Genomic DNA, 11090 nt, shown 5'->3' on the forward strand with positions numbered 1-11090 from the left:
AAATAGAAAGATACTTCTGGGGTGAGAGAAGCTTCTATATTGCCAGAAGAAAAATATATGCAATCAGGGAAATTAACAAGGATGAAGAGGCCAACGAGGAAACTTTAATAAAATTGGGTTATACAAGGGAGGAGGCAGAGGACGCAGTTAGATCCAAAAATTATTATAAGGATTATGATTTTAATTCATACCTTTCTGCAATTTCGGCAATAAATTATGAGATGCCCTCAAATGAGGCAGTAAAAACAGAAACAGGCGGGCAGGAAAAATTAATACCTGATGTTGAGGGTTTCATACTTGATTATATAAAAAATAATGATGATGGCCCGGGATGCAGGTATGATGATATAATCGTCGCCGCAAAAAATGAGGGTATAACACAGGAGCAGGTGGATGAAACCCTGAATCTACTGGGATCAAATGGGGATATATACGAGGTTTCTTTGAAAAGATATAAGGCATTATAAAATAATAACTCCATAAATATTAAAATATAATAAAAACATTATATATTTATGGCAACAAAAGATGAAGTATTATCATGGTTTCAGAATGGTGATGATAATGCACAGAAATTAATAGACCTGAAATGGAAGGTTTCTCAGGTTGGGCCATACACGGTTCTTCAAAATGATAAGATACCATTTACAATGTTTCTTACATTTAATGACGATAACACATTAAATTTATTGATCAGAACAGGCATTGAGACCGCAACAATAGATAACCAGGAGAGATTGACAGTTTACAGGGTTCTGCTAATACTTAATAAACGTGTGGAAATGGTTAAATTTATGCTTGACGGAATAAACGAGGAGGTCGTTGCAAGGGAGGATATGGTTACAGACACCTTAACCAAGGATGAGATAAATGCAGGTTTAAATGCAATACTAACCGCCTTTTATTTAATGGTTCAGGCCCTTCATCTCGAGGATCAGTTTAATTCACAGATAATTGAAAGAACATACATGATGATAAAAAATATGGCTGATGAGGGTAAGTCAAGGGACGAGATAAAGGATTATTTAAAGAAGACAATAGGTCTCAGGGATGAGGATGCAGAAAAATTAATAAGTGAGGTACTTGATGCTGACAAGGCTCCATCAAATATGTATCAGTGAGGGAAAATTTTCATTTAACCCTGCAGCAGTTAATTCAGGGTCTGTACCTGCAACCTTAATTATATTATTTATTATATTCTTTCTTGTTTTATTTATCATAGTATATTACATTGCAAAGATAATAACATCCCAAAGGTCAAGAAGATATACCGGTGCTGAATCGTTAATTAATAAAATAGGCATAGCACAGTCTGAAATTAACAAAAATGAAACCGGTACGGTTACTGTTGATGGTGTTCCATGGGAGGCAGTAAACATTGGTGATGAGGTAATTAAAAAATACGATAACGTTGTTATAAAGGATAGGCGTGGAGTTAAACTGCTTGTTAAAAAATTGGGTAAAAATATTTTGAGGTAAATATAAACAGAAAATTTTGAAAAAAATAATATATGGCTATCAATTACAGTATTATGGGAGAAACTCTTGCCGAAATTGAAATATCCAAGGATGGCGAAATATACTATGTAAAAATGACACTGCCCAGCGGTGAAGTTGTTAACATGGAAAATGAAAGCTTTGAGGAGATATTGGAACAGATTGCAAACGACCTTGAGGACAGATATCCATCATGATGCGGGGATGGCCCAGAGGTACGGCGGCAGCCTGCTAAGCTGTTTCTCAACAGAGAGCATGGGTTCGAATCCCATTCCCCGCGCTTTTTAGTCCTGTAAAAAAATCTTAAATATTGTTTTAAAATGGATTTTTATGAATATTTTTATCGCTGGAATTGGACCGGGCATGGGAAGTGCAATAGCCGTAAATTTAAAAAATCAGGGGCACAATATTTTTTTATGTTCCAGAGGTGAGCATGTAATAAAACTGGCTGAAGAACTTAAATGTAATTATGCCAGATGCGATATAAAAGATTATAATTCGCTGGAAATTGCAATAAATAGGGCATATAATGTACTGGGAGGTCTTGATGCTGTCATAAATGTTTCCGGTAATTACTTTTCTCAGGAACCTGTGGAAAGTTATGATGTAAAAGAATTTGTGGATGCACTGGAAAACAATGCGATCACATTTTTCAATATAATTAAGGCATCGCTTAATTATCTAAAAGAATCCAGAGGAACTGCCATAGGATTCTCAGCGGCAGAAAATGTTTATCTAAATTCAAATCCAGGATATGCAGCAGGCAAGGGTGCGGTTTATTTTATGACAAAGTATCTTGCACATTCCCTTATTCAATATGGAATAAGAGTTAATTCGATAGCACCGGGTTTTATTGATAAGGAAAATAACCCAAATTCCGGCATGCCTGGTGCCATCGGTAGATACCCGCCAGATGGGGTGCTTGATGCCATTAATATGCTTTTGCATAATAATATGATTACAGGTGAAGTCATAAGGGTTGCAGGAGGCCATGACATTGATGTGGGTTCAGGTTTATAGTTCACTTATAAAGTTTGATATAAAAATAGATAATAATGTATTATGTCTGAATTTAAAATTATAAATGATGGCTATTATTATATAGATGCCGGTGCATATTTTGGCATAACCCCAAAGGCAATATGGCAGCGTTATTTTAATGATAATAACAACAGAATAAGGCTTGGACTTAATATTTTATATTTTAAAAATAATAATTATAATTTTTTAATCGACAGCGGCATTGGAAATAAATTTGATGAAAAATTTGTGAAAATTTTTGAACCGGATAAATCAGTGGACGCTGAAGGTCAATTAAGTGAATCTGGAATAAAAAACATAGATTTTATAATACTTTCACACATGCACTTTGATCACTCAGGCCATGCATTTTCCAGTTCTGATTTATTCAGTAAATCGGTTATAATATGCCAGGAACTTGAACTAAAGGCCTATAAAAATCCCAATGATTTCACACGTGGCAGCTATGTTAAATATCAAAATAGGAAAAATATTCTAACGCTTGATGGTAGCAGGAGAATTAGCAGTGAAATCAGTGTTATTTACACAGGCGGTCACAGTTTTGGTCATCAGATAATAAAGATAAAAATAGGGAATAAAAGGTACATATATGGTGGCGATCTATTCCCATCAGCATTTCATGTAAAACCGAATCATTTAACAGCCATAGATGTTAATCCAATTCAGTCAATGGAGATGAAGAAAAAAATTTTGAAAATGGCAATTTCAGAAAGGGCAATAATGATCTTTAATCATGATACAAACATTATATCTGCACGGATTTCGGGAACGCCTGAGAGGCCAGAGATAGAACAATGCGATATATAAATATCAGTACTCACGCCATCTGTGATGGCAGGCCTCACATGTATAAAACTTTGTTTCAGGTTCATCTGCAGACCTTGTCTGCTTTAATAAATAATAGGCACCAACGTGACCGCATTTAGGGCAAACCGCCTCACTGTCAAGCGGTTCACCGGATACTTCCTCCTCTATCATTATTGTCTCCTTTCCAGAACTCTGTGCTGTAATTTTCTCATTATGACCTGATTTTGAAACCTCATAACCACAGTTATTGCATATGTATTTATCTTTATTTGGTACCATTAAGGAACCACATTTTGGACAGAACATGCTTATAATATTACAAGTTGATATATAAAGATAATTAAATAAAAGGTTTAAATAAAATTTCATAATATTTTATTATGAGCCCCGAAGAAGTTTTGAAAAAATATAAAAATGTGGCCGTTGTTGGCATTTCGGAAAAACCTGATAGATACAGCAATATTGTTGCCAAATATCTCATGGATAATGGTTATAATATTATACCGGTAAATCCTTCAATAGAGGAATGGAACGGTATAAAATCATATAAGGATTTAAACTCTGTTGATAAACCAGTGGACGTGGTGGATATATTTAGAAAACCGGAGTATGTAACAGATATAGTAAAACAGGCAATAGGTAAGGCAAAGGTTATATGGATGCAGGAGGGAATAATCAACGAGGAGGCCAGGGATGTTGCAGAAAAAAATGGAATGTATGTTGTTATGGACAAATGCATGAAAAAAGAGCTGGAAAAATTAAAACAGAAATAAAAATTTTTAAGGTTGATTTTAATGTGGTTGTATGCTGGGGTAGCCTAGCCCGGAAAGGCGGCAGACCCGAAATCTGCTGCTAGCAATAGCTCGGGAGTTCAAATCTCCCTCCCAGCGCTCTATTTTATTTTTTCTGCAGTTAAATAGAATTTATCCATTCTTATATCTTCTATTCTTGTAAGCCTGCCACCAACTGAAAAAACCTGTTCATCTGTTTGTATAATAAATGAATTTTTATAGCCGGGTATTATATCAGTACCCTTTATTGATCCGGATATATCTATATCACCATTCTGTGTGACACCTATGACACGGCCCTCAAGTTTATATCCATTATTTAAAAACATGTTTATTGCCTCGCATGAAATCCATGAAGTATTAAAAATCCAGTTGCTTTTGATCTGGAACTTTGATATATATATTGATGGTTTCCATATAATATTGTAATAATAGTAGTTTATTATATGTATCATTTCCTCTTCCTCAAAATCTATGGCATATTTATTTCTTAGATTGATATTATCCACCTGTACTATTGCCTCATCTCTATCCTTTATGATAATTTCTGGAGATATTCCAGGTCTTCTTTTAATAACTATTTTTGAGATAAGATCTGTAATATCGTATCTATCTGAATCTGGAAATATTGTTAAAAAAACAGATACTCCACGATCTGCGGCCTCTATAAGATATTTATCAAGATATCTGAGTGTGGACAATCTACATGATCCAATAATCTCATTCTGTGAGTTTACAACCATATCCTTCATCTGTTCTCTTATTAATACCTCATTATCCAGATACCATAAATATGGATTGTATTTATTTGCAGTTAACGCTGATTTTTCAACAACCTTTGATATTTCATCCTTATATTCAGTCATTTCATTGATTATTTTGCTAAGTGCAACCTCAACAGGGACGGCACGGTATATCTTTTTTTTCCCGGGACTTACCTCTATTAAGCCCTTGGTAATTAGATTATTAAAAAGGTCATAAACCCTGGGCTGCGGTATGCCTGCAGTTGAAACAATTGATGTTGAAGTCTGCGGCCCATTCAATAAAAGTGTTTTATAAACCTTAATCTCATAGGGAGATAAACCAAATTTAGATAATTTTTCAAATACTTCATCGTCATTCATAAAAGGAAATTGCTTACATATAAATAAATATTTATATTAAAAAATAAAATTTTATAATTTTCCAATATCCCTTACTACATCTATGTCTAATGGTTTCTCTCCGGGTTCCCAGTTTGCAGGTATGGCGCACATATGGCCCTCGCCCTCTGGTGTGTCATGAAGTACCTTAAGTCCCATAAATGCACCATATATGTGCCTTACATCCTTTCCGAGGCCATTGTTGAACATTGCTATGTACTGAACCTTACCCTCAGGGTCTATTATTACCAGACCCCTCTGTGCCTGGTATCCCTTTGTATCAAGGAATCCATACTCTGTTGCAATTTTCTTTGTATAATCATCTATTAACGGGATCTTGCTCTTGCTTACCCTTGGAGATGTATCAGACCAGGCCTTGTGTGAGAATACTGAGTCCTCGCTGATGCCGAAAATCTGGGCCCCTTCCTTTAAAAATTTATCATATGAACCCATTAATGCCTCTATATCTGTAGCACAGACAAAGGTAAAGTCTCCCGGGTAAAATGTCAGTATTACCCATTTCCCCCTGTAATCTGAGAGCTTTATTGTTTTAATTTCTTTGTTCTCTGGAAAATATGTGTCTGCTTCAAAATCCGGTGCTTCTACTCCTATTTGCAACATGTTTATCAATACATAATTATTATATCCTATATTAATTTTAATTATCTTTAATTACTAAAAAATTGTATTTTATTCATTTTATTTAATCATAATACTAATATTATTATACAAACACATAAAAATTTTAATGAAGCGCCTTTAAAAGAGGTTTAGAATTGACATATAAGGAAATCATAAAAATCTTATTTAGTCTCAGCTATATTAAGACCAAAACAATGTTTAAATATAATAAATAATATAATACCTGTATTTGTAGTAAAAATATATATATTATATATTAATTCCCTTTTACTATGAATAATGATAATGAGATAAAAGATATTATTGCAAGGGTTAACCGAATACCGGTTTGGTCCCTACCGTATTCCTTTCTAATTATAATTGGCATTGGCTATTTTTTTACCTTCTATGATATATCCGATATTGGCTTTGCCATGCCAGCAATTTCCACACAGTTTCACATAGGTGCATCAACATCATTATTTCTTGCACTCTCTGTTGGTTTAATAGGCTATGCTTTTGGTTCTTATATTATCGGTAGCATAGCGGACGTATTTGGACGGTACAAATCAATGATAATCACAATGGCATTAACAGCAATTGGGTCTTTTGGTGATGCAATATCCTTTAATGTGCCTGAACTGACAATAGCAAGATTTGTCACAGGGCTAGGGCTTGGTGCTGATTTAAACCTTGTTTCTGGTTACATAAGCGAGTTTGCACCACCGCAGTGGCGTGGCAGAATCACAGTGTATACCTTTATAATAGGAATACTTGGGCAGGCAATAACCCCATTTATAGCACTTGGACTTGTTCCAGTATATTACAATGGCTGGCGGTATTTGTTTGCCATAGGTGGCATAATTGCAGTAATAGCATTGCTTTTAAGGTTTGAATTACCAGAATCACCGAGATGGCTTGCAATAAAATCTGGAAATCTTGAAAAGGCAAAAAGTGTGCTAAAGATGATGGAGGATACCGCAGAGAAGAGGTTTGGGAAATTACCCGACCCCCATCCAGAGGATGTTGATTTAAAAGAATATGAACAAAAATTTCCAACACTTTACCTATTTGAGGGAAAAACTGGAAAAATATATTCAAAGAGATTGACAATTCTTGTGTTTATGTGGTTTTTCTGGTATATAGGAAACTATGCATTTCTTGGGGATGCTGCCACCATGCTTGCGGATGCCCACATTTCACTGGCAAGTTCCATACTTTACCTTGCCATAGGTGCAATAGGCTATCCGGTTGGCGCAATAATTATGGCCCTAACAGCAGATAAATATGAAAGAAAATACGTAATATTTTTCGACACTGTTATATGGTTTATTGGGCTTATCATATTTTCATTAAAAACAGAACCCACATTACTTGCAGGGTCATTCATGGCATCACTTGCTCTTGGCATGTATCTTCAGGTGGCCTATACATATACAGCAGAAAACTATCCAACAAGGGCCAGGGCATCCGGATTCGCACTTACTGATGGAATTGGACATATAGGGGGTGCACTGGGAGCAATAATCCTACCAATTATAGTTGCCTCATATACATTTAAGACAGGTTTTATATTTATTGCCATAACAGGCCTTATTGCAGGTCTTATATCACTTCTAGGACCAAGGGCATCCAGGGAAACACTTGAAAAGATATCGTCATAAATAACTTAACTTTTTAATTTTTTTATATTTTTGGAATTGGTGGCTCTAAAATGGTAAGTACTTGAATAACGTTTTAAGATTAATTTCAATGTTATATCTTTATTATAATAGAAATATTCTGGGTAACCTTTATTATAAAATATGGCATTTATGATAGAATTGGTACAGCATGGATTTTATTATTTTTTCCCAGTAATATAAATATTTTAATAAATCACGCATTTGTATTTACATGAATATAAAAAATTCAGTTTTAATAATTTCTGGTGGTATTACAATGCTGTTAATATGGATTGTCATTGCTGTTTCTTCAGCATTCAATCCATGGTTTGGGATAACACATAATGCACTTAGCGATCTTGGTGGAGGAAATTTAATAAATAATGGCCATCCAGCACCCTTATATCCATGGATTTATAATGTTGGCCTTATGATCGAGGGCGTATTAATTGCAATTTTATCCTCATTTTTTATTTTAAGGACAAGAAATACAATTGAAATAGTCGGTTCATCCTTCTTTATAATTTCTGGATTGTTTCTTGCACTAATTGGGATATACCATGAGGGAACCTACCCGCACGATTTCGTTTCCATCTGGTTTTTTATACTTGCCACAATTTCATATACGGCGATAGGTTTTTCAATAATTTTAATAAATATTAAAACTGGAATTTCATTATTGGTTATACTTGTAATTGCATGGATTCTTTTTGCCATTATTCCCTGGGGGTCTGTTGCAGAGAACGAGATTTTCGGAATAATAGTTATAGAAATTGTGGTTATAATTCATATCCATAATATAATAAAATATCCAAAAACATTGAATATACAAAAATAAATGAGCCACTGGAGGGTTTCGATCCCCCGACCTGCTGATTACGAATCAGCTGCTCTGCCTGCTGAGCTACAGTGGCTTAACATACAAGGCAATTCCTGATGGTATTTTTGGATAAAAATATGTTGATTTTTGTGGAAGAAGCTTGTTTTCAGTAATGAATTTTAAAAATTCTTCCTTTTGCCATGACGGAATAAGAATGGAAAAGTTACATTCATGGTTATCAACGGAATTTATTGCGTCTGTATAATTATATATAAATCTTATATTCTTTTGATACTCTGCTGTATTCATTGAAAAAACGTCCTGAAAGAGAATATTATTTACTATTTCAGTTGGAAGAGGCTTTGAATTTCCAAATTTTTCTTTAATTATATAATCCTTTGGGGTCAGATAATAAAATTTGGAGTTGCTATAAATGCATATTCTGTGGTCCCCATAAAAATTTTTATCCTCAACAATATCAAAAAAATTTTTAATCCTGGGTATAAATGGCTCAAAATTTATGCCATATACAAGCCTGTGAACGCCCCCTATCATAAGGCCTGGATCGTATATTGATGTTATATATGACATAACATATTTCCAGAACCCATCATTTGTTTCACTGTAAAGCTCCTGCACCGCTCTTAACCTGTGATGGCCATCGGCAACTATGCCCACATCCTGCCTGACAGAACTTTTAATCTTTTCTATTTTTTCCCTTGAATCCAAAAAATAAACATAATTGTGTACACCAAGGGGCTCTTCAAATACAAATTCTGTGGGCAGTTCAGATGCCGTTCTCTTCAAAAGTTTATCGAATGAATTATCAGGAACAACCATAAAGATTGGTTCCAGCTGGGCATTAAGTGTTTTCATCACCTCCTTGCGATCAATAACCTGATTTGGAAATGTTAATTCATGTGGCTTAATATTGTCTGCACAGACGTCAACCAGTGCAATTATGCCAAATCTCTGCATCAATTCCTTATTGTTATAGAATTCCTGCTTTAAAATTATTAATATGTCATTATTAATCTGCTCAAGTTTTTTTTCTGATATCCATCTGTGAAATATATCAAGTGAGGCCTTTATTCCAAGATTTTTTTCAGGCATGGTCAGCTTTACTATATTACACTTTTTATTTCTTAACTCCATTTCCTGATTCCACGATATGGTGTCAAATGGAGGTGAGACAACCTCCTGCATATCGCAGTTAAACACATATGGTTTAAACTCACTTATGTTCAACATTACCACCCATTAAACCCAGAAGCCTTTCAAGATTGGCTTTATAGTATTCATCTCCATCTGGGGTTTCCATTATCATGGGGATATTATTAAGATTATTGTCATTTATAATATTATAAAATCCACTGTCACCAATGTAACCGTAACCGATATTTTCATGCCGGTCTCCCTTTTCACCAAGCTTATATTTTGAATCGTTAAGGTGTATGGTTTTAATTTTACTGTAACCAACTTTATCGTTAAGGGTGGACATCACATCATTATAATTTTTAGTTATATCATAACCATAGGCATAAAAATGGCATACATCAAGGCATAAATAAATCCTGTTTTTTGCCATGTCCATCATTGATGCCATTTCATCAATGCTGCCGGGTAATGTATTTCCCTTACCTGAAGAGTTTTCAATTAATATGGATGTATCGCCTGTATCGAGTGAATTTAAAAAGTCCATTATGTTATGAATGGCATTATTATGGTTTTCCGCCGAACCGGGATGTATTACAAGATAGTTTATACCAAGGTCATTGCACATTTTTACCTCGTTTTTTATGTCTAATTTAGATTTTTCAACAACCTCTGGATTCTGACTGCCCAAATTAATTAAATATGTTGCATGTGCAACCGTGTTTTTAATATCAAATCTCTTAACGTTTTCCCTAAATTGAAGGATATCTTTATTATCTAAATTATTATTTGTGTTCCACTGCCTTCCATTTTTAACAAATATCTGAAAGGCAGAGAAACAGAATTGTGATGCCCTTTCAGGTGCCATGTATATTCCACCGGATATTGAAACGTGGCCACCAATGATTTTTTCATTTTTTATAAATTCAGATTTTATATTCATCATTGTTTATCATCATGTGTATAAACTGAAGGACATGCAAAGAAAGTATGGGATTATCTGTGTAACCACAGGCGTCCAGATCAGCCCCGGCCAGCATTGCCCTTGATTCATCACTTGCCACATCAGTTGCTATAAGCCCCTCCTTTCTATAAACCTCTGTATTTGGCGGAACCCTTTTATTAGGTGGTGTGATAAATATGACATGAACCCCGCGCTTTATTGCGTTGTCTATGTTTTTCTTTAATTCCGTTCTTATTTCCTTTATTCTTGGTGTTGCAATCAAAATTTCCCTTTCTGATAGATCAAACATTTCTGCCATTTTTGCCATGACCTTTGATCTTCCATATATTGTATAAACAAGCTGTGGGTCACCCTTGGACGGCAAAACGTCCTGAAGCTCCTTAAGCCTCTCAAATAGGTTGTTTACCTTTGAAATAAAATTATCCTTAATTTTGTCCATTTCCTCGGGCTTGAACATCCTCGGCCTGCCCTCCGTTTCCTTTGCAAAGCCCTTTTCCACAAGAGATTCCATAACCTTGTATGCTGATGTTCTGGGTATTCCTGCAGTATCCGCTATTGTATCTGCATTGGCAACACCATGATATACAA

Annotated in this window: 14 protein-coding genes, 3 tRNA genes and 1 pseudogene; 11 read left to right on the plus strand and 7 right to left on the minus strand. The window is 34.8% G+C overall.

From position 1 onward, the window contains the following. The 7 genes and pseudogenes from AOG54_RS09955 to AOG54_RS06840 form a co-directional block, all read left to right on the plus strand. A pseudogene (locus AOG54_RS09955) lies at positions 1 to 467 on the plus strand (hypothetical protein); the annotation flags it as partial. Positions 468 to 515: 48 nt separating this feature from the next. After that, the gene (locus AOG54_RS06820; RefSeq protein WP_048101556.1) at positions 516 to 1121 is read left to right on the plus strand and encodes a hypothetical protein; all 606 of its coding nucleotides are present in this window, start codon (positions 516 to 518) and stop codon (positions 1119 to 1121) included. Beyond that, a complete protein-coding gene (locus AOG54_RS06825) occupies positions 1087 to 1479 on the plus strand; it encodes an NfeD family protein (protein WP_048101557.1) in 393 nt (130 codons plus the stop codon). The genes AOG54_RS06820 and AOG54_RS06825 overlap by 35 nt, the downstream gene beginning before the upstream one ends. A 53-nt stretch (positions 1480 to 1532) precedes the next feature. Continuing rightward, positions 1533 to 1694 carry a hypothetical protein gene (locus tag AOG54_RS10070; RefSeq protein ID WP_169749806.1) on the plus strand — a complete coding sequence of 54 codons (162 nt, stop codon included), beginning with the start codon at positions 1533 to 1535 and terminating at the stop codon, positions 1692 to 1694. 1 nt (position 1695) lies between these two features. Beyond that, positions 1696 to 1777 (plus strand) — tRNA-Ser (locus AOG54_RS06830). Positions 1778 to 1827: 50 nt separating this feature from the next. After that, on the plus strand, positions 1828 to 2517 hold the full coding sequence (locus tag AOG54_RS06835; protein ID WP_055032552.1) for an SDR family NAD(P)-dependent oxidoreductase: 690 nt from the start codon (positions 1828 to 1830) through the stop codon (positions 2515 to 2517). Positions 2518 to 2559: 42 nt separating this feature from the next. Further along, a complete protein-coding gene (locus tag AOG54_RS06840) occupies positions 2560 to 3345 on the plus strand; it encodes an MBL fold metallo-hydrolase (RefSeq protein WP_054964018.1) in 786 nt (261 codons plus the stop codon). 3 nt (positions 3346 to 3348) lie between these two features. On the opposite strand, the gene AOG54_RS06845 is transcribed toward AOG54_RS06840, so the two are convergent. Then, entirely contained in the window at positions 3349 to 3651 is a 303-nt protein-coding gene (locus AOG54_RS06845; RefSeq protein WP_048101560.1) for a transcription factor S, read from the minus strand. A gap of 74 nt (positions 3652 to 3725) precedes the next feature. Between AOG54_RS06845 and AOG54_RS06850 the strand changes: the two genes are divergently transcribed. After that, positions 3726 to 4118 carry a CoA-binding protein gene (locus AOG54_RS06850; protein ID WP_048101561.1) on the plus strand — a complete coding sequence of 131 codons (393 nt, stop codon included), beginning with the start codon at positions 3726 to 3728 and terminating at the stop codon, positions 4116 to 4118. A gap of 33 nt (positions 4119 to 4151) precedes the next feature. After that, positions 4152 to 4235 (plus strand) — tRNA-Ser (locus tag AOG54_RS06855). A 2-nt stretch (positions 4236 to 4237) separates the two neighbouring features. Here AOG54_RS06855 and AOG54_RS06860 read toward each other — a convergent pair. Then, positions 4238 to 5260 carry a TrmB family transcriptional regulator gene (locus AOG54_RS06860; RefSeq protein ID WP_048101562.1) on the minus strand — a complete coding sequence of 341 codons (1023 nt, stop codon included), beginning with the start codon at positions 5258 to 5260 and terminating at the stop codon, positions 4238 to 4240. Between the two features lie 51 nt (positions 5261 to 5311). Then, positions 5312 to 5899, minus strand: a complete 588-nt coding sequence (locus AOG54_RS06865; RefSeq protein ID WP_054964023.1) for a peroxiredoxin — start codon at positions 5897 to 5899, stop codon at positions 5312 to 5314. Between the two features lie 293 nt (positions 5900 to 6192). On the opposite strand from AOG54_RS06865, the gene AOG54_RS06870 reads away from it, so the two are divergent. Then, on the plus strand, positions 6193 to 7563 hold the full coding sequence (locus tag AOG54_RS06870) for an MFS transporter (protein WP_048101564.1): 1371 nt from the start codon (positions 6193 to 6195) through the stop codon (positions 7561 to 7563). Positions 7564 to 7795: 232 nt separating this feature from the next. Continuing rightward, positions 7796 to 8401 carry a DUF998 domain-containing protein gene (locus AOG54_RS06875; RefSeq protein WP_054964303.1) on the plus strand — a complete coding sequence of 202 codons (606 nt, stop codon included), beginning with the start codon at positions 7796 to 7798 and terminating at the stop codon, positions 8399 to 8401. Positions 8402 to 8404: 3 nt separating this feature from the next. Here AOG54_RS06875 and AOG54_RS06880 read toward each other — a convergent pair. From AOG54_RS06880 to AOG54_RS06890, 4 genes are all read right to left on the minus strand, one after another. Beyond that, a tRNA-Thr gene (locus AOG54_RS06880) sits at positions 8405 to 8477 on the minus strand. Continuing rightward, positions 8468 to 9634, minus strand: coding sequence for a DUF1015 family protein (locus tag AOG54_RS09555; protein WP_082180451.1), 1167 nt, complete (start codon positions 9632 to 9634; stop codon positions 8468 to 8470). Before AOG54_RS09555 ends, AOG54_RS06880 begins: the two co-directional genes overlap by 10 nt. After that, a complete protein-coding gene (locus AOG54_RS06885; protein ID WP_082180452.1) occupies positions 9618 to 10484 on the minus strand; it encodes a deoxyribonuclease IV in 867 nt (288 codons plus the stop codon). Before AOG54_RS06885 ends, AOG54_RS09555 begins: the two co-directional genes overlap by 17 nt. Then, a partial coding sequence (locus tag AOG54_RS06890) for a TrmB family transcriptional regulator (RefSeq protein WP_055032553.1) occupies positions 10465 to 11090 on the minus strand: 626 nt, incomplete at its 5' end. The genes AOG54_RS06885 and AOG54_RS06890, both read right to left, overlap by 20 nt.

This window comes from Acidiplasma aeolicum (genome assembly GCF_001402945.1).
Taxonomy (GTDB): Archaea; Thermoplasmatota; Thermoplasmata; order Thermoplasmatales; family Thermoplasmataceae; genus Acidiplasma; species Acidiplasma aeolicum.

Excerpts from the sequence above, each read along its gene's own strand:
- AOG54_RS06820 (WP_048101556.1), top strand. The coding sequence starts at position 516 with ATGGCAACAAAAGATGAAGTATTATCATGGTTTCAGAATGGTGATGAT.
- AOG54_RS06825 (WP_048101557.1), top strand. The coding sequence starts at position 1,087 with ATGCTGACAAGGCTCCATCAAATATGTATCAGTGAGGGAAAATTTTCA.
- AOG54_RS10070 (WP_169749806.1), top strand. The coding sequence starts at position 1,533 with ATGGGAGAAACTCTTGCCGAAATTGAAATATCCAAGGATGGCGAAATA.
- AOG54_RS06835 (WP_055032552.1), top strand. The coding sequence starts at position 1,828 with ATGAATATTTTTATCGCTGGAATTGGACCGGGCATGGGAAGTGCAATA.
- AOG54_RS06840 (WP_054964018.1), top strand. The coding sequence starts at position 2,560 with ATGTCTGAATTTAAAATTATAAATGATGGCTATTATTATATAGATGCC.
- AOG54_RS06845 (WP_048101560.1), bottom strand. The coding sequence starts at position 3,651 with ATGTTCTGTCCAAAATGTGGTTCCTTAATGGTACCAAATAAAGATAAA.
- AOG54_RS06850 (WP_048101561.1), top strand. The coding sequence starts at position 3,726 with ATGAGCCCCGAAGAAGTTTTGAAAAAATATAAAAATGTGGCCGTTGTT.
- AOG54_RS06860 (WP_048101562.1), bottom strand. The coding sequence starts at position 5,260 with ATGAATGACGATGAAGTATTTGAAAAATTATCTAAATTTGGTTTATCT.
- AOG54_RS06865 (WP_054964023.1), bottom strand. The coding sequence starts at position 5,899 with ATGTTGCAAATAGGAGTAGAAGCACCGGATTTTGAAGCAGACACATAT.
- AOG54_RS06870 (WP_048101564.1), top strand. The coding sequence starts at position 6,193 with ATGAATAATGATAATGAGATAAAAGATATTATTGCAAGGGTTAACCGA.
- AOG54_RS06875 (WP_054964303.1), top strand. The coding sequence starts at position 7,796 with ATGAATATAAAAAATTCAGTTTTAATAATTTCTGGTGGTATTACAATG.
- AOG54_RS09555 (WP_082180451.1), bottom strand. The coding sequence starts at position 9,634 with ATGTTGAACATAAGTGAGTTTAAACCATATGTGTTTAACTGCGATATG.
- AOG54_RS06885 (WP_082180452.1), bottom strand. The coding sequence starts at position 10,484 with ATGATGAATATAAAATCTGAATTTATAAAAAATGAAAAAATCATTGGT.